This is a genomic window from Pseudomonas sp. 58 R 3, assembly GCF_900006605.1.
GTDB classification, from domain to species: Bacteria; Pseudomonadota; Gammaproteobacteria; order Pseudomonadales; family Pseudomonadaceae; genus Aquipseudomonas; species Aquipseudomonas salomonii.
Window position 1 is genome coordinate 52957 of record NZ_CVTT01000085.1, and the last position, 16899, is coordinate 69855.

General features: G+C 61.1%; 16 protein-coding genes. 2 read left to right on the top strand and 14 right to left on the bottom strand.

Annotated features, from left to right (window positions below):
- Positions 1-510: 510 nt before the first annotated feature.
- From BFP92_RS27910 to BFP92_RS27930, 5 genes are read right to left on the bottom strand one after another with little or no spacing between them, the layout of a single operon-like run.
- The gene (locus tag BFP92_RS27910) at positions 511-1146 is read right to left on the bottom strand and encodes an SCO family protein (RefSeq protein ID WP_065931974.1); all 636 of its coding nucleotides are present in this window, start codon (positions 1144-1146) and stop codon (positions 511-513) included.
- A complete protein-coding gene (cyoE, locus tag BFP92_RS27915) occupies positions 1143-2042 on the bottom strand; it encodes a heme o synthase (RefSeq protein WP_065931975.1) in 900 nt (299 codons plus the stop codon). Before cyoE ends, BFP92_RS27910 begins: the two co-directional genes overlap by 4 nt.
- Positions 2030-3109 (bottom strand): COX15/CtaA family protein, encoded by a 1080-nt coding sequence (locus tag BFP92_RS27920; protein WP_065931976.1) that lies wholly within the window; start codon positions 3107-3109, stop codon positions 2030-2032. Before BFP92_RS27920 ends, cyoE begins: the two co-directional genes overlap by 13 nt.
- A gap of 10 nt (positions 3110-3119) precedes the next feature.
- Complete coding sequence (locus tag BFP92_RS27925) at positions 3120-3704, bottom strand: hypothetical protein (RefSeq protein ID WP_065931977.1); 585 nt, start codon at positions 3702-3704, stop codon at positions 3120-3122.
- Positions 3670-4434, bottom strand: a complete 765-nt coding sequence (locus BFP92_RS27930; RefSeq protein WP_065931978.1) for an SURF1 family protein — start codon at positions 4432-4434, stop codon at positions 3670-3672. The genes BFP92_RS27925 and BFP92_RS27930 overlap by 35 nt, the downstream gene beginning before the upstream one ends.
- Before the next feature lie 43 nt (positions 4435-4477).
- On the opposite strand from BFP92_RS27930, the gene BFP92_RS27935 reads away from it, so the two are divergent.
- The gene (locus tag BFP92_RS27935) at positions 4478-4681 is read left to right on the top strand and encodes a twin transmembrane helix small protein (protein ID WP_016969525.1); all 204 of its coding nucleotides are present in this window, start codon (positions 4478-4480) and stop codon (positions 4679-4681) included.
- A gap of 6 nt (positions 4682-4687) precedes the next feature.
- Here the strand turns inward: BFP92_RS27935 and BFP92_RS27940 are convergent, their stop codons facing one another.
- Genes BFP92_RS27940 through coxB form a run of 4 tightly spaced genes read right to left on the bottom strand, consistent with a single transcriptional unit; the run spans position 4688 to position 8992 of the window.
- Positions 4688-5575 carry a cytochrome c oxidase subunit 3 gene (locus tag BFP92_RS27940; protein ID WP_065931979.1) on the bottom strand — a complete coding sequence of 296 codons (888 nt, stop codon included), beginning with the start codon at positions 5573-5575 and terminating at the stop codon, positions 4688-4690.
- 35 nt (positions 5576-5610) lie between these two features.
- A complete protein-coding gene (locus tag BFP92_RS27945; protein ID WP_056860996.1) occupies positions 5611-6162 on the bottom strand; it encodes a cytochrome c oxidase assembly protein in 552 nt (183 codons plus the stop codon).
- 60 nt (positions 6163-6222) lie between these two features.
- Positions 6223-7806 carry a cytochrome c oxidase subunit I gene (gene ctaD / locus BFP92_RS27950; RefSeq protein ID WP_053253655.1) on the bottom strand — a complete coding sequence of 528 codons (1584 nt, stop codon included), beginning with the start codon at positions 7804-7806 and terminating at the stop codon, positions 6223-6225.
- A gap of 58 nt (positions 7807-7864) precedes the next feature.
- Complete coding sequence (gene coxB / locus BFP92_RS27955) at positions 7865-8992, bottom strand: cytochrome c oxidase subunit II (protein ID WP_065931980.1); 1128 nt, start codon at positions 8990-8992, stop codon at positions 7865-7867.
- A gap of 368 nt (positions 8993-9360) precedes the next feature.
- On the opposite strand from coxB, the gene BFP92_RS27960 reads away from it, so the two are divergent.
- Positions 9361-10008 (top strand): hypothetical protein, encoded by a 648-nt coding sequence (locus BFP92_RS27960; protein WP_065931981.1) that lies wholly within the window; start codon positions 9361-9363, stop codon positions 10006-10008.
- A 68-nt stretch (positions 10009-10076) separates the two neighbouring features.
- Here BFP92_RS27960 and BFP92_RS27965 read toward each other — a convergent pair whose 3' ends face one another.
- From BFP92_RS27965 to BFP92_RS27985, 5 genes are all read right to left on the bottom strand, one after another.
- Positions 10077-11618, bottom strand: a complete 1542-nt coding sequence (locus BFP92_RS27965; RefSeq protein ID WP_065931982.1) for a SulP family inorganic anion transporter — start codon at positions 11616-11618, stop codon at positions 10077-10079.
- 85 nt (positions 11619-11703) lie between these two features.
- Entirely contained in the window at positions 11704-12435 is a 732-nt protein-coding gene (locus BFP92_RS27970; protein WP_065931983.1) for a carbonic anhydrase, read from the bottom strand.
- Positions 12436-12661: 226 nt separating this feature from the next.
- The gene (locus BFP92_RS27975) at positions 12662-13720 is read right to left on the bottom strand and encodes a PA0069 family radical SAM protein (protein WP_065931984.1); all 1059 of its coding nucleotides are present in this window, start codon (positions 13718-13720) and stop codon (positions 12662-12664) included.
- Positions 13721-13801: 81 nt separating this feature from the next.
- Positions 13802-15100, bottom strand: coding sequence for a cytochrome c (locus BFP92_RS27980; protein ID WP_065931985.1), 1299 nt, complete (start codon positions 15098-15100; stop codon positions 13802-13804).
- Between the two features lie 12 nt (positions 15101-15112).
- The gene (locus BFP92_RS27985; RefSeq protein WP_065931986.1) at positions 15113-16897 is read right to left on the bottom strand and encodes a GMC family oxidoreductase; all 1785 of its coding nucleotides are present in this window, start codon (positions 16895-16897) and stop codon (positions 15113-15115) included.
- Between the last annotated feature and the right edge of the window lie 2 nt (positions 16898-16899).

Below are 16899 nucleotides of genomic sequence, written 5' to 3' on the forward strand. Positions count from 1 at the left end.
CTGTACGCAGGTGTGGAAGACCGGGACGTTAGGCACCCGGCGCACTCGAAAGCGCCCCGCGCACAGCCACCATAAAACACAGACAAGAAAAAGCGCCTGACACTAGGTGGCGCTTTGTGCGCCTAACGATATAAGGGCTTCCACACCCTGTCACTGAATTTGCAGCGACAGGCCAAAGACTAGCCACCCCAAGACCGTCCAACAAGTTCACGCACAGCGCGACAACACGTGGGAAATCTCCGACGACACCCTGTTCAACCCTTGCACAAAAACCACTGTGGGAGCGGGCTTGCTCGCGAATGCGGAGTGTCAGTCACCCAATTTATTGACTGAACCACCGCCTTCGCGAGCAAGCCAGCTCCCACAGGGGATTTGTGTAGTTTGCTAGGGAGGCGAGTGATCGTTCCCACGCTCCGCGTGGGAACGCAGCCCGGGACGCTCTGCGTCCCGCTGTAGAGGTCGCGACGCAGAGCGTCACAGGAGGCATTCCCACCCAGAGCGTGGGAACGATCATTTGCGCTGTAGCAAACCCGGCAACTGCGCCACCAGCTTTTGATTATTCAGCGGCGCACGAATAAACCCACGCTGCGTCCCATCCGGGCCGATCAGCGCCAGGTTGCCGCTGTGGTCCACGGTGTAATTGGGCTTGCTGGTATCGGCCGGAATAAACGGAATGCTCACCGCGTTCGAGACCTTCTGCACATCCTCCACATTCGTACCGGTCAGGCCTTCGAACTGCGGGTCGAAATAGCCCAGGTACTGCTTGAGCTGGGTCGGCGTGTCGCGGTTCGGGTCAACGCTGACCAGGATCACCTGCAACTTATCCACCGCCTCTTTAGGCAGCTCGCTCTTGATCTGGCGCAGTTGCGCGAGGGTGGTCGGGCAGATATCGGGGCAGAAGGTATAACCAAAGAACAGCAGGCTCCACTTGCCTTTCAACTCATTGACCACCACTGGCTGGCCGTCCTGATTGGTCATGGTCACCGGCGGCAGCTGGCGGCTTTGCGGCAGCAGGATAATGCCGGCGTCGATCAGTGCGGTAGGGTCGCCCTGGCCTTTGCCACTGAGCACTTTGTTAACGGTCAGGCCCATGATCAACGCGACGATGGCCACCAGGATAAAGACGGTTTTTTGAGTTCGAGTCATAGGTTCAACAATAGGTAGTGGTCGACGAGCAGCGCGATAAACAGCAGCAGCAAGTACCAGATAGAGTACTTGAAGGTGTTGATCGCCGCGTGCGGCTTGCTGCCACGGTACAGCACCCAGGCCCATTGCAGAAAGCGCCCGCCCAATACCAGCGCACACGCCAGGTACAGCAGGCCGCTCATATGGATCACATAGGGCATGAAGCTCACCGCCAGCAGGGCGAAGGTGTAGAGCAGGATATGCACCTTGGTGTAGTGCTCGCCGTGGGTGACCGGCAGCATCGGGATATCGGCCTTGGCGTATTCCTCTTTGCGGTGAATGGCCAGGGCCCAGAAGTGCGGCGGGGTCCAGGCAAAAATGATCAGCACCAGCAGCAGCGGCTCGGCGCTGACATGCCCGGTGACAGCCACCCAGCCGAGCAGCGGCGGCGCAGCACCGGCCAGGCCGCCGATGACGATATTTTGCGGCGTGGCGCGCTTGAGAAAGCCGGTGTAGATCACCGCGTAACCCAGCAATGAGGCCAACGTGAGCCAGGCCGCCAACGGGTTGGTGAACGCCAGCAACAAGGCCAAACCTGCAACAGCCAGAAACAATGCAAAGGCCAATGCCGCCACCGGTGACACGCGCCCTTCTGCCAACGGCCGTTTATGGGTGCGCGCCATTACCGCGTCGATGCGCCGATCCACCACATGGTTGACCGCTGCCGCGCCACCGGCGCACAGGGCTATACCCAAATTGCCGAACACCAGCACCGTCCACGGCACCCCGGCGCGGGTCGCGAGGAACATGCCCACCAAGGACGTGATGAGCATCAGCACCACCACTTTCGGCTTGGTCAGCTCCAGGTAATCCCGCCAGATCGCCTGATCGTGACGCGCGCCGATCAAGGTCGCCATGGCATCTCTCCTTTAAGGGTGATGAGGCCCGACACGTGTTTGCGCGGGATAAAACGCCAGCCAAACGGCAGCTGATTGCGCACCCGCACCAGGCTGGTTCGGGCGTGGTAATTGACCAGCACCAGCGTCAGCAATAAACCCGCCCCACCGGCGTTGTGCCCGACCGCCACCGGCAGTGGCAAGCCGAACGCCACATTGCTCACGCCCAGGCAGATTTGCGCCGCCAGGGCGATCAACAGCAAGCCTGCCAGCCGCGTCATGCCCACGGCGCGCAATTGCCAGGCCAGGCCCAGCAACACCAGCGTCACCAGTACCGCGCCGATGCGATGGGTCAGGTGGATGGCCGTGCGCGCTTCACTGTCGAGCTGGCCGCCGAGGTAATTGGGGCCGATATGCTGAGTGAGGTGAAACCCGTTGGCAAAGTCCGCCGCCGGCCACCACTCGCCATGGCACGTCGGCAGGTCGACACAGGCCACGGCCGCGTAGTTGGAACTGACCCAACCACCCAACGCGATCTGCCCGATCACCAGCACCAACCCAGCTGTCGCCCAATATTGCAGGCGCTTGGGTACGATCAGCGCGGGCAACACGCCGGACAGTCGCAAGGTGAGTAAAAACAACAGGCTCAATGTGGCAAAGCCGCCGAGCAAATGCCCCGTGACCACTTGCGGCCACAGCTTCAATGTCACCGTCCACATACCGAACGCCGCCTGGGCAAACACCACCGCCAACACAAACAGCGGCAATTTCACTGGCTGCCCCGGATCACGCCGATGGCTCCACGAACGCGCCGCCAGCAGCAGGATCAGCAAGCCCAAGGTGCCGGCAAAGTAGCGATGGGTCATCTCGGCCCAGCCCTTGTCGGCCTCTACCGGCGTATCGGGAAAATGCAGCTCGGCATGCGCCAGCTGGGCTTCGCTTTGCGGCACGCTGATAAACCCGTAGCAGCCCGGCCAGTCCGGGCAGCCAAGGCCGGCGTGGGTCAGGCGCGTATAGGCGCCCAGCAGCACGACCAGCAGCGCCAGCAAGGTGGCAAACAACGCGAGGCGAAATCCAGGTTTGGCCATGACGATGCCCTTATCCGATGTTCGACAGTTTCAGCAGCAGGCGCAGGTCGTTGAGCAAGTCCTTGCCCTTGACCTTGGCGTCGTAGCGCAGCACCAGGTTGCCGTGGGGGTCGACGATCCACAGTTGCGCCTCACCCGGCGCGGCCGCGTTTTTACTGAAGGTGGTCAGGTCCAGCGGGTAGCGCTGCAGTTGCGGGTATTCGGCCTTGAGCTTGGCGTCGTAATCCGTGCTCACCGGTTGCGCGCCGGCCAGTGCATGGCTGGCGCGCGAGGCATCGCGGCCCAGGCTGATTTGCAGCTGGCGCGCCAGGTACACCAGTTGCTGGCAGTCGGCGGCGCAGGCGGTGGGCGCGGTAACCAGCAGTTGCCAACGCTCTTCATCGGCCTGCACGCCGATGTCGGCGCGGGTCTGGCCGTTGCCGATCATCTCGCCGTGGTAGCTGCGGCTGTCGGGCACCCAGAACTGCAACTTGTACATAAAGGTGGCCAGCGCCATCGGGCCGATCACCATCATCAAAATCAGAATCAGCTGCCAGCGGCCTTTGCGCCGGTCGGGCGCCTCAGACGTGCTGGGTGGATTCATGGCCGCTCCCATGGGGTTTCTCCTTTTTGTTATGCCATCCGAGGTAGAGGTAAAGCGCCAGCAACGCCAGTGCCATGGCGAACCACTGCACGGCGTAGCCCAAGTGTTTTTCCGGGCCCATGGCGACCACCGGCCAGGTCGTGTCGTAGGTGCCGGGGCCAGGCTCGGCGCGCAGCTCAAAGGCAAAACCGCTGCGGCCCAACTCCGCCCAGAGCGCGGCGGGATGCAGCGCAGTCAGCAAGCGCGGCCACTGCGTGGTGGCGGGGTCGGCGTGCAGTTGGAAGGTTTCGCCGGGGGCGACGTACACCCAGGCATCCAGATTCAACGGTTGTTCAGGCGTGGTGAACACGGGCGGCGTGCGCCGATCCGGCCAGGGCAGCCAGCCGCGATTGAGTAACAGCCATTCGCCGCTGGCCTGGTCATGAAAGGGCTGCAAGAGCTCAACACCGGGCTTGCCGTCGCGCATACGGTTGTCGAGCAGCACGCTGTGTTCGGCGTCGAATTGGCCGCGCAGGCGCACACGGCGAAAGGCCGGGTCAGCCATGCCCTGAAGCTGAACGCTGCTGACCGGCTCAGCCACGCGCCGTTCGGCATAGCTGTCCACCAGCCGCTGTTTTTCATGCCCGCGAGCCAGTTGCCAGAACCCCAAACCCACCATCAACGGCAGTAATACGAGCACCACCAGCGTGGGAACGAGCCCTGGGCGAAAGTCTTTTATGGCGCTGGCTATACTTGTTTTCATTGCCCGCCTTTTCATTGCCCGCCCATCCGAATGGAACCTGACCATGCTCAAAGCAGCCATTGCCCTGATGCTGATCGCGACTGTCGTGAGCCTGTTCAGTGGCTTGTTCTTTCTGGTCAAGGACGAGGGCAACTCCAACCGCCTCGTCACTGCCTTGACCGTGCGTGTTGTACTGGCCGCGATCACCGTGGGCTTGATCGCCTGGGGCTTTTTCAGCGGCCAGTTGGTCTCTCATGCACCGTGGTAAAACGCCTCACAGCACGTAAACGAAGAAAAACAGGCCGATCCACACCACATCCACAAAGTGCCAATACCAACTGGCCGCCTCGAAACCGAACTGGTGCTCGGCATTGAAGTGCCCCTTGAGGATGCGCATCAGCATCACGAACAGAATGAGGGTGCCAATGGTCACGTGGGCGCCGTGAAAGCCGGTGAGCATGAAGAACGTCGCGCCGTACACGCCCGAGCCGAGGGTCAGGCCCAGCTCTTTGTAAGCGTGCATGTACTCCTCGGCCTGAAAGCCCAAAAACGCCCAACCCAGCAGCACGGTCAGCGCCAGCCAGATTTTCAGCGCGCCGCGATGGCCTTTGCGCAAGGCATGGTGGGCGATGGTGATGGTCACGCTGGAGCTGACCAGCAAGATCGTATTGACCAGCGGCAAGCCCCACGGGCTGATGGTGCCTTCGGGCGGCGGGTACAGTTTTGGGTCAGGGTTGTTGAGCAGCGGCCAGGCAAATTCGAAGTTCGGCCACAGCATGTGTGCGACGCCCTTGGAGCCTTCGCCCGCCAGCCATGGCGCGGACATATGCCGCACGTAAAACAGTGCGCCGAAGAACGCGATAAAGAACATCACCTCGGAAAAGATGAACCAGGTCATGCCCCAGCGGAACGAGCGGTCCATCTGCGCGCTGTACAAACCGGCGCGGCTTTCCTTGATCACCGCGCCGAACCAGCCGAACAACATGTAGGCCAGCAACAGCCCGCCGACGAAAAAGATCCACGGGCCGTGGGATTCCGGGCGCGCCGCCTTGAGGTCGTTGAACCACACGGCCAGGCCGTACACCGTGATCAACATGCCAAACGTAGCAATTATTGGCCATTTGCTTTGCGCTGGTACGTAGTACGTATCATGAGACGACATGTATTCGCTCTCCTGATTGAGGGGGCAAACAGTAGCTAGCCGCCGGTACGGACGGCCACCGGCGGTTGGCGCGCAGTGATGTCAAACAGCGTGTATGCCAGGGTCAGATGCTTCACATCCTTGGGCATGGCGCGATCGACGATAAAGCGCACGGGCATTTCAATGCGCTGACCTGGCTGCAGCACTTGCTGGGTGAAGCAAAAACATTCGGTCTTGTGGAAATACATCGCCGCTTCGGCCGGGGAAATACTCGGTACAGCCTGGGCAGTCATGGGTTTGTCAGTGGGGTTGTAGGCCACGAACAGCATCTCGGTGACGGCGCCGGGGTTGACCACCACCTCATCGGCTTTGGAGTGGAATTCCCAGACCATGTCGATGGCATTGGTGGACATGAACTGCACGCGCACCTGACGCGTAGGGTCCACCAACTGCTCACCTTCGTACTGCCCGGCGGTCTTGCCGTTGATGCCGAACGCCTTGCACATCACGTCGTAGATCGGCACCAGGGCAAAGCCGAAGGCGAACATGGCCACGACCAGAATCAGCAGGCGAGTGACCAGGCGCTTGATGGGGACGGACTCAAGCATGGCGCTCACCCAAGGCGAATGCGGTCCCACACTGACGGTGTTCACAGCGCGATAAAGCGTTCACTTGACCTCCGGCGGCGTCGTAAACGTGTGGTACGGCGCAGGCGAGGGGACGCTCCATTCCAGGCCTTCAGCGCCATCCCACGGCTTGGCCGGCGCCGGCGGGCCGCCACGGATGCACTTGATCACGATAAACAGGAAGAAGATCTGCGTGGCGCCGAACATGAACGCGCCAATCGAGGAAACCATGTTGAAGTCAGCGAACTGCAGGTTGTAGTCCGGCACCCGGCGCGGCATGCCGGCCAGCCCCACAAAGTGCATCGGGAAGAACGCCATGTTCATGCCCACGAAAGACAGCCAGAAGTGCAGCTTGCCCAGGGTTTCGTCGTACATGTGGCCGGTCCATTTCGGCAGCCAGTAGTAGGCCGAGGCGAAGATGCCGAAGATCGCGCCGGGCACCAGTACGTAATGGAAGTGCGCCACCACAAAGTAGGTGTCGTGGTACTGGAAGTCCGCCGGGGCAATCGCCAGCATCAGCCCGGAGAAACCGCCGATGGTGAACAGAATCACGAAGGCCACCGCAAACAGCATCGGTGTCTCAAAGGTCAGCGAGCCTTGCCACATGGTGCTGACCCAGTTGAACACCTTCACGCCCGTGGGCACTGCAATCAGCAGCGTGGCGTACATGAAGAACAACTCGCCCACCAGGGGAATGCCCACCACGAACATGTGGTGCGCCCACACGATGAACGACAGGAACGCGATGCTCGCCGTGGCGTAGACCATCGAGGTGTAGCCGAACAGCGGCTTGCGCGAAAAGGTCGGGATGATCGAGCTCACGGCGCCAAACGCCGGCAGGATCATGATGTACACCTCAGGGTGGCCGAAGAACCAGAACACATGCTGGAACAACACCGGGTCACCGCCACCGGCGGCACTGAAGAAGCTGGTGCCGAAGTGAATGTCCATCAACATCATGGTCACGCAACCGGCCAGCACCGGCATCACCGCGATCAGCAGGAAGGCGGTGATCAGCCAGGTCCAGACGAACAGCGGCATCTTCATCAAGGTCATGCCCGGCGCGCGCAGGTTGAGGATGGTGGCGACCACGTTGATTGCGCCCATGATCGAGCTGATGCCCATCAGGTGAATGGCAAAGATGAAAAACGTCACGCTTTCCGGCGCGTAAGTGGTGGAGAGCGGGGCGTAGAAGGTCCAGCCGAAGTTCGGCCCGCCGCCCGGCGTAAACAACGTCGAGACCAGCAGCAGGAACGCCGCCGGCAACAGCCAGAAACTGAAGTTGTTCATGCGCGGCAAGGCCATGTCCGGGGCGCCGATCATCAGCGGGATCATCCAGTTGGCCAGGCCGACAAACGCCGGCATCACCGCGCCAAACACCATGATCAGGCCGTGCATGGTGGTCATCTGGTTGAAGAACGCCGGCTGCACAATCTGCAGACCGGGCTGGAACAACTCGGCGCGAATCACCATGGCGAATGAGCCGCCGAGCAGAAACATGGTGAAGGCGAACCAAAGGTACAGGGTGCCGATGTCTTTGTGGTTGGTGGTCAGCACCCAGCGCATCAAGCCTTTGGCGGGGCCGTGGGCATGGTCGGCATGACCATGGTCGATCACAGTGCTCATGGCCGTTCTCCTGCAAAGGAAGGGGCTGTGCGGTTCAGGGCATACGCAGTTGAGGCCGTCATTTGCTTTCCGCCTGTTTCAGAGCCAGCACGTCTTTGGGCGTGACCATGTCGCCTTTGTTGTTGCCCCAGGCGTTACGCTCGTAGGTGACCACGGCGGCGATATCGACTTCCGACAACTGTTTGCCGAACGCCGCCATGGCGGTGCCGGGCTTGCCGAAGTACACGCGGTGCAGGTGATCTTCCTTGGGCCCGATGGCAATCGGCGAGCCTTTGAGCGCCGGGAACATCGGCGGCAGGCCCTGGCCTTCGGCCTGGTGACAGGCCACGCAGGTGGTGTGGTAAACCTTGTCGCCACGCGCCACCAGTTCGTCCAGCGTCCACTCTTTGGAGGTCAGTTCCTTGAGCTTGGCGGTCTCTGCTTTGCGCTCGCCCAGCCAGGTGTCGTAGTCGGCCTTGGATTTGACCTCGACCACAATCGGCATGAAACCGTGGTCCTTGCCGCACAGCTCGGCGCACTGGCCACGGTAGATGCCGGGCTTCTCGACCCGGGTCCAGGCCTCGTTGACGAAGCCGGGGATCGCATCGCGCTTGACCGCAAAGGCCGGCACCCACCAGGAGTGGATCACGTCGGCGGCCGTCACCAGAAAGCGCACCTTGGCGCCCACCGGCAGCACCAGCGGCTGGTCGACTTCGAGTAAATAGTGCTCGCCTTTGGTGGCCTGGTTATGGATCTGCTCGGCGGGCGTGGCCAGGTTGCTGAAGAACTCCACGTCCTGGCCCAGGTATTTGTAGTGCCACTTCCACTGATAGCCGGTGACCTGGATATCGATATCCGACTCACTGCTGTCGTAGATGTTGATCAGGGTTTTGGTTGCCGGGATGGCCATGGCCACCAGGATCAGCAAGGGCACTACGGTCCAGAGGATTTCCACGGTGGTGCTCTCGTGGAACTTGGCCGCCACCTGGCCCGTGGACCGGCGGTGCAGGATCATCGACCAGAACATCGCGCCAAACACGACGATGCCGATCACCACACAGATCCAGAAAATGGTCATGTGCAGGTCAAACACGGCGTGACTGACTTCAGTAGCCCCTGGCGCCATATTCGTTGTCCAGGCGGCGTGCGCCTGGCCGAATACTGACCACAACAGTAGGCCCATCCAAACGTGTGGATGTCGCGTCATTGCGGGTTCCCCTTTATGTTTCTTGTTATCCCGCCGGTTTGCACCTGCGGCGAAGGGAGCGGCTTCCATACTGCTTACAACCGCCAAGCCTTGCCTGCGTCATGCAGTTGGGCGTCATCAGCTAATTGCGTACAAATCCGAGTATAGACAGCCGGGGCAACCCCGCAATGTGTAGGGGCAAATGAGCAGAAACAGACGGGCGGCCCCAATAAAACCGGGGGCGCAAACGTTTATCCGACGAACGATGGCATTTCGATATAACGCACACGCATAACCATGAAATAATTATGACAAATGCATCTTAGGCGCTCGTATAAACGAGCTACCTTATCCTCTCCTTTTCCTACGCCTGTTTCACTGGAGCCTTCATGAACACCGCCGCATTGCGCGAGCAGATTTCCCGTGCCCATCAACACGAAGCCACTACGGGCCAGCTTGCCCTGCAACTGGAAAAACAATTGCCGCATCTGCATTCGGCCATCTCCCTGGCTGACGGTGATAGCAACATTGTCATGTCCCGCTTTGTCACTGCCTACATCGAACTGGTTCCAGACTTGCTGGAAGCGGCCAACGATGTGGCCCGCGAAGCCGGTATCGAAAGCCAGATCAAACCGGTGCTGAAAATCGCCGAGCATTTCTTCCTGCAGCCGCCTGCAATCCTGGCCGGCCATGAAGGCCTGGACGGCCTGCTGGATGAGGCCTACCTGGCTCACCGCTTGGTTGAAGAGGTCAACGACCTGTATATCAAGCATTTCGGCCAGCCGTTGATTCCGGCAGATACCACCGTCGCCAACTTGATTGCCCATCAACTGATCGGTGAGCAATTCGCCAATCAGCTGGATGAAGCCGTGCATTTGGCGGTGGATGAGATGCTCAACGAAGAGAGCTTTGCGCTGGAGTCGGTTGAGGCGTATCGCGAAACACTCAAGAGCCCGAACACGGAAGCGGCGTGGAAGCGCTGGCCGTGCCTGTCGCGGCAACTGGGCGTTGAGTTGTCGCTGGATCAGCCAGCCTGATTTTCCGAGTGAACATAGAACCACTGTGGGAGCCGGGCAAGCCCGGCTCCCACAATTTTTTGTGGAGTTCAGACAGGCGCCGAACCTATCCCCACCGTCGTCCGCACCCGGCCTTCGAGCCTGCGCTTCAACCCCCGCGCCTCGATCACCAGCGTCGAGCCCTTGGCCGCATTCGCACGGCCCCATTCCTCCAGCAACTCCAGACACGAATGGTCGATGTAGCTCAGGTTGCTCAGCGGCACATGCAAGGTGGTCCCCGCAGGCACCGTCGACAGCACCTGAGTCAGCGCCGGCACTTTCAGGAAGGTCGCCGCACCGGTCAATCGCAGCTCCATCTCACCGTCCTGGGGCAAATCGATCAGGCTGACTTTCAATCGCGAAGCTTTAAACGCGAGCTTCAGCAACGTGAGCCCAAAGCCCACCAACACGCCGGTCAGCAGGTCGGTGAAGATGATTGCCAGTGCCGTAGCGGCGTAGGTAAACATCGGCATCCGCCCATAACGGCCCAGCGCGCGAAACGCTTTGACGTCCACCAGCTTGATCCCGGTGTACACCAGCACGCCTGCCAAACTCGCCACCGGAATGCTTTGCAGCACGCTCGACAGCAGCAACACAAAGCCCAGTAGCCACACACCGTGGAACATCGCCGACAGCCGCGTAGTGGCGCCGGCCTGCACGTTGGCCGAGCTTCGCACGATCACGCCGGTCATCGGCAAGGCGCCAACCAAACCACAGAGCATGTTGCCCACACCTTGGGCAGACAGTTCCCTGTCGAAATCAGAACGCGGGCCGCTGTGCATCCGGTCGACCGCTGCCGCAGACAGCAGGGTTTCGGCGCTGGCAATAAACGCCACGGCGAAGGCGGCGATCAGCAGTTGCGGATCGGCCAGGTTCAGCAGGTCGCTGGGGCGTAGCCAGTCGATGGCGTCGGCGAGATTTTCCGGCACCTCTACGCGCTTGACCTGCAACGCCAGCACCAGACTGGTTACCGTCGCCAGGCCCACGCCCAGCAAGGCACCCGGTACGAAACGCAGTGTTTGCGGACGGAATTTATCCCAGCAGTACATCACCAGCATGGTCGACAGGCCCAGCAAGCCCGCCTGCCAACCAAGACCGCCGCCCAGCGTCGGGATCGCTTCGGCCACGGCCGCCGGGAAGCCCGCCAGGTTATCCAGCCCCGAAGGTTTAGGCGCGCCGTCGAGCATCACATGCACCTGCGACAGCACAATCAATACGCCGATACCTGCCAGCATGCCGTACACCACCGCCGGCGCCGTGACCCGGAACCAGCAGCCCAGGCGCAAGCGCCCGGCCACCAGTTGCAGGAAACCAGCCAGCAACAGGATCGGCCCGAGCATCATCATCCCGTGTTGCCGCACCAGCTCGAACACCAACACCGCCAAACCCGCGGCAGGGCCACTGACCTGCAGCGGCGAGCCCGCCAGCCAGCCCACCACCAGGCCACCGATAATCCCGGTGATCAGCCCCTTGGCCGGCGGCATGCCGGACGCGATCGCAATACCCATGCACAAGGGCAGGGCGACCAGAAACACAACCACCGAGGCCAGCAGCTCCCGTGGCAATACAGCTTTCAATTGAGCAGCACGCATGATGGCTCTCCCGAGGGATTCGCCGGGCGCGGCAAAGCCTGGCTGCATCCATGGCAGCCACCGCTTGACCCGGCAGGGAAGTGTTTTAGAAGCGCGCTCTAGGCGTCGCGCAAGGAATCGGCTCGGTGCCGTTCAGCGGTCTGAATGCCGCCTGGTCTGCATCGTAAGCGCGGATTTCGCTGGTCTCGATGTTGTAGATCCAACCATGGATAAACAAATGACCATTGGCCATGCGCGAAGCCACGGAAGGGTGGGTACGCAGATGCTGCAACTGGGCGATGACGTTTTCTTCGGTCAGCACCTTCATGCTCTCGCCTTCATTGGCGCAGTCGCAATTGTCTTCGACCATGGACTTGGCGACTTCGGCATGACGCAACCACGCGCGTACCGTCGGCATCTTTTCCAGGCTGTCGGGGTTGAGTACTGCGCGCATGGCGCCGCAATCGGAGTGCCCGCACACGATGATGTGCTGTACGCCCAGGGCGAGTACCGCGTACTCGATGGCGGTGGAAACCCCGCCGTTCATCTGACCGTAGGGCGGCACCACGTTGCCGACGTTACGCGTCACGAACAAATCGCCGGGGGAGCTTTGGGTGATCAGCTCCGGCACGATGCGCGAGTCGGCACAGGTAATAAACATCGCCCGTGGGCTCTGGGCCGTGGCGAGTTTCTTGAAGAGTTCTTCCTGCTGCGGGAAGACGTCGTGATGGAAATGCAAAAAGCCGTCAACGATGTGCTTTAACGCTGCATCGGCAGACTCCGCCACCTGAGGGGCTGAAGCCGACGCAGCCAACGGCTGTTTATCCTTGTCACTCATGATTCATCCTCTTGATTAATGCAGGGGAGTGTTCAGGTCAGTTCGACGTCTGGCCATCGGAAAAGTTGAAAAACTAAACAACCCAAGGCGTCGACTCATCAGTCACTCGCTGAACAAGGTAACCGCCGAAACTTAACTCAAACTGAATGAACCGCTCTAGAACGCGGGTTTCAGTGATGTCAAAACGCGACTATTCCTACAGAATGACGCCATCGTTCTCTTCAGTTTACAACAATGCCATCTGCCTGCCCGGCGGGCAAAACGCCGTGCAATCCAGATTAAACCCTTCCCTTCGATTGAGCCCCAGCCGCTTGATCGCCCTGTTGAAACGCTGCGCCAGCAAATCGGCAAACGGCCCCTCACCACGCATGCGCACGCCGAAACGGCTGTCATACACCTCGCCGCCGCGCACCTGACGCACCAGGCTCATCACATGGGCCGCGCGTTGCGGGTAATGCGCCGCCAGCCATTCCTCGAACAGCGGCGCCACTTCCAGCGGCAGCCGCAGCATCATGTAGGCGGCGCTCTGCGCACCGGCAGCGTGGGCTTCGGTCAGCAGGCTTTCCAACTCGCTGTCGTTAATCATCGGAATCATCGGCGAGCACAGTACACCCACCGGGATACCTGCCTCGCGCATCACCCGAATCGCCCGTAAACGCGCCTTGGGCGCCGCCGTGCGCGGCTCCAGGATGCGCTTGAGCTCGTCGTCCAGGCTGGTGAGGCTGATCATCACCGCCACCAGCCGCTGGCGCGCCAACTCGGTGAGCAGGTCGAGGTCGCGCAAGATCAGCGAGCCCTTGGTGATGATGGTCACCGGGTGCCGATAGCGCAGCAGCACTTCGAGGGTTTGCCGGGTGATTGTGTAGTCGCGCTCGATAGGCTGGTACGGGTCGGTATTGGAGCCCAGGTTGATCGGCGCACACACATAACCAGGCTTGGACAGCTGTTGTTCCAGCACCTCGGCGGCGTTGGTCTTGGCAATCAGCTTGGTTTCGAAATCCAGGCCTGGCGACATGTCCCAATAGGCGTGGCTGGGCCGCGCATAGCAGTAGATGCAGCCATGCTCGCAGCCGCGATAGGGGTTGATGGAGCGGTCGAACGGCAAATCCGGCGAGTTGTTGCGGGTGATGATGCTCTTGGCCGTTTCGATACGCACTTCGGTGCCCTGGGTCGGCGGCACTTCCTGGAACCAGCCGTCGTCTTCGGCCACGCTGACGGTCGGCGCAAAGCGGTTGTGCAGGTTAGTGGCCGTGCCCCGGCCACGGGGCGGCAACGCAGTAGTCATGAAAACGCCTCGATACTGTTTTTATATACAGTATCGAGGCGCGAGGTTTCTGACCAGTGCCGTTTGGCGGCCAGGGCAGGATCAGTGCTTTTGCGTGACCTGCCCCAAGTCGTCACCCGACGTGCTGCGCATATCGCTCTTGCGCAGGTCGGCCACGTCACTGGCTTTGACCGGTGCGCCTTGATTGCCCCAGCTGCCACGGACGAAACTGACCACATCCGCGACTTCCTGGTCCGACAGACGCCATGCGAACGCCGGCATGGTGAAGGTCGACGGCGCTGTGTGGGTGGCCGGCAAGGTGCCGCCGTTCAACACGATGTTGATCAACGAGGTGGCGTCCGCCGTCTGCAACACCGGGTTACCTGCCAGCGCCGGGAACACCCGCGTGTAGCCATGGCCGTCGGTACGGTGGCACGCCGCGCAGTTGTCGATATACACCGACGCGCCCGGCTTGCTGTCGTCACCTTTCCACAGCGCCTCGGCCACCTGCTTGTCGTATTGATGCGGCTGGTCCTTCGGGTCCACCGCCGGCAGGCTCTTGAGGTATCGCGCAATCGCGGTGAGGTCGTCCTGAGACATGTACTGCATGCTGTGCACCACCACATCACTCATGCCGCCGAACACTGCACTGCGGTCACTGCGGCCGGTCTTGAGGAACTGCACCAACTGCTCCTCGCTCCAGCTGCCGAGGCCGTCCTTGTGGTCGCCGCGCAGGCTTTTTGCGATCCAGCCTTCCAGCGGCGCACTGCCGGACAGGAACGCGTTGCCGTCAGTAGCGCTGAGGGCTTTTTCCTGCATGGTCAGGGCACGCGGGGTGTGGCAAGCGCCGCAATGGCCGAGGCCTTCAACCAGATAGGCACCGCGAGCGACCACCGGGTCGGCTGCGGCTTGCGCCTGATGCTCCTCGACCGCCGGCGCGAACATCCAGCGCCAGGCCGCCAACGGCCAACGCATGCTCAAGGGCCAGGGAATATCGCTGTCCTTGTTCTCCTGGGCGACGGGCTCCACGCCCTTCATGAAGTATGCATACAACGCCTGCATGTCGCTGTCGCTGACACGCGCGTAGGACGGGTACGGCATCGCCGGGTAAAGCGTACTACCGTTCTTGGCGACGCCATGGCGAACGGCCTTGTCGAAGTCTTCGAAGCTGTAGTCGCCCAGGCCGGTTTTGTCCGGGGTGATGTTGGTGGAATAGATCACGCCGATCGGGGTTTCCATCGGCAGCCCACCGGCGAAGGGTTTGCCACCCTTGGCGGTGTGGCAGGCCACGCAGTCACCGGCGCGGGCCAGGTATTCGCCCTGCTTGATCAAATCGTTTTCAGCCGCGCTCACCGAGCAACTGCTGAACAGGGCAAAACTCGCGATAACAAATGCTTTCATGGTCATCGCTCCTTATGCCTGAACCAGTGGGCCGGGGTTTTTCAGGTACTGCTCACGGATCGCCCGCGCCGACCAGTAGGCCAGCGCTGCCACCAGGCCGGTAGGGTTGTAGCCCAGGCCTTGTGGGAAAGCGGATGCGCCTGGGACAAACACGTTGTGTACATCCCAGCTTTGCAGGTAACGGTTCAGCGCACTGGTTTTCGGGTCGGTGCCCATGATCGCGCCACCATTGAGGTGGGTGGTCTGGTAGGACGCGGTGTTGAATTGTTCACCGACTTTTTTGCCCAGCACAGCAATGGCCTTGGGGTTCATCGCCGCGGCGACCTTGCCCATTTTCTCCATCATGAAGCGGTTCATCTTGATGTCGTTTTCCTGCCAGTCGAACGTCATCCGCAGCAGCGGCAGGCCGTAGGAGTCGCGGTAAACCGGGTCCAGATCCAGGTAGTTGCTCCGGTAGGATTGATGCGCGCCATGGGAGTCCATCGACACTTGGTGGGTGTAGTAATCGGCGGTGGCGCGCTTCCAGGCGCTGCCCCACGCCGGCGTGCCCGGCGGGTTGGACGTACCGGCAATCGGCCGGCTGCCGGCCTGGTTGACCCACATCGGCGAGCCGCCCACGAAGCCGTGCGGGCCGTGGTCGAAGTTGTCCGCGTTGAAGTCATCGATGGCCACGCCATTGCCACCCGCACCGATGAAGTTGTTGGTGTGGGTGTCCTTGTCGAAAAAGGCCTTGATGGTGCCCATGTTCTGATAGGCAAAGTTGCGGCCCACCACGCCCTCATTGGTAATAGGGTCGTAAGGTTTGCCGATGCCCGAGAGCAACATGAGGCGCACGTTGTTGAACTGGAAGGAGGCGATGATCACCAGGTCCGCAGGCTGCTCGCATTCGCGGCCCTGGGCGTCGATATAGGTCACGCCGGTGGCCTTGCTCTTGGTGCTGTCGAGGTTGACCTTGAGCACGTGGGAATTGGCCCGCAGCTCAAAGTTCGGCACCTGACGCAGCGCCGGCAGGATGTTTACGTTCGGCGAAGCCTTGGAGTACATGTAGCACACGTAACCACTGCAGAAACCGCAGAAGTTGCACGGCCCCATCTGCGCGCCGTAAGGGTTGGTGTAGGGCCCCGAAGTATTGGCGGACGGCAGGTTGTAGGGTTTGTAGCCGACGTCGGTAGCCGCTTTCTGAAACAACTGCGCAGACACGGTGTTTTTCTGCGATTCCAGCGGGAACGGGTTGGAGCGGTCCGGCGCATAGGGGTTGCCGCCACGACCTTCGCCGACCAGTTGGCCTTTGACGGTCCAGGCCTGGCCGGAGGTGCCGAAGACTTTCTCGGCGTAGTCGAAAAACGGCTCCAGCTCTTCATAGCTCACGCCGAAGTCCTGGATGGTCATGTCTTTGGGGATGAAATTTTTGCCGTAGCGCTCTTCATAGTGGCTGCGCATGCGCAATTCGATCGGGTCGACGCGAAAATGCACGCCTGACCAGTGCAAACCCGCACCGCCCACGCCATTACCCGGCAAGAACGCACCCAACTGACGGTTGGGCAGGGCGACGTCATTCACGCTGGGGCGAATGGTCACCGTCTCCTTGGAGATGTCCTGAAAGAGTTTTTTACGCACGCTGTAGGTCAGTTCGTCGATGACCTGGGGATAGTTGCCGTCCGGGTAGGTGTCCTGCATCGGGCCGCGCTCCAGCGCTACCACGTTGAGGCCAGCTTCCGTCAGCTCCTTGGCCATGATCGCGCCGGTCCAGCCGAAACCGACGATCACCGCGTCCACTTTCTTCATGATGGTCGCCACGT

Excerpts from the sequence above, each read along its gene's own strand:
- BFP92_RS27975 (WP_065931984.1), bottom strand. The coding sequence starts at position 13,720 with ATGACTACTGCGTTGCCGCCCCGTGGCCGGGGCACGGCCACTAACCTG.
- BFP92_RS27960 (WP_065931981.1), top strand. The coding sequence starts at position 9,361 with ATGAACACCGCCGCATTGCGCGAGCAGATTTCCCGTGCCCATCAACAC.
- BFP92_RS27920 (WP_065931976.1), bottom strand. The coding sequence starts at position 3,109 with ATGGCCAAACCTGGATTTCGCCTCGCGTTGTTTGCCACCTTGCTGGCG.
- BFP92_RS27930 (WP_065931978.1), bottom strand. The coding sequence starts at position 4,434 with ATGAAAACAAGTATAGCCAGCGCCATAAAAGACTTTCGCCCAGGGCTC.
- ctaD (WP_053253655.1), bottom strand. The coding sequence starts at position 7,806 with ATGAGCACTGTGATCGACCATGGTCATGCCGACCATGCCCACGGCCCC.
- BFP92_RS27965 (WP_065931982.1), bottom strand. The coding sequence starts at position 11,618 with ATGCGTGCTGCTCAATTGAAAGCTGTATTGCCACGGGAGCTGCTGGCC.
- BFP92_RS27940 (WP_065931979.1), bottom strand. The coding sequence starts at position 5,575 with ATGTCGTCTCATGATACGTACTACGTACCAGCGCAAAGCAAATGGCCA.
- BFP92_RS27970 (WP_065931983.1), bottom strand. The coding sequence starts at position 12,435 with ATGAGTGACAAGGATAAACAGCCGTTGGCTGCGTCGGCTTCAGCCCCT.
- coxB (WP_065931980.1), bottom strand. The coding sequence starts at position 8,992 with ATGACGCGACATCCACACGTTTGGATGGGCCTACTGTTGTGGTCAGTA.
- BFP92_RS27945 (WP_056860996.1), bottom strand. The coding sequence starts at position 6,162 with ATGCTTGAGTCCGTCCCCATCAAGCGCCTGGTCACTCGCCTGCTGATT.
- BFP92_RS27925 (WP_065931977.1), bottom strand. The coding sequence starts at position 3,704 with ATGGGAGCGGCCATGAATCCACCCAGCACGTCTGAGGCGCCCGACCGG.
- BFP92_RS27980 (WP_065931985.1), bottom strand. The coding sequence starts at position 15,100 with ATGAAAGCATTTGTTATCGCGAGTTTTGCCCTGTTCAGCAGTTGCTCG.
- BFP92_RS27935 (WP_016969525.1), top strand. The coding sequence starts at position 4,478 with ATGCTCAAAGCAGCCATTGCCCTGATGCTGATCGCGACTGTCGTGAGC.
- cyoE (WP_065931975.1), bottom strand. The coding sequence starts at position 2,042 with ATGGCGACCTTGATCGGCGCGCGTCACGATCAGGCGATCTGGCGGGAT.
- BFP92_RS27910 (WP_065931974.1), bottom strand. The coding sequence starts at position 1,146 with ATGACTCGAACTCAAAAAACCGTCTTTATCCTGGTGGCCATCGTCGCG.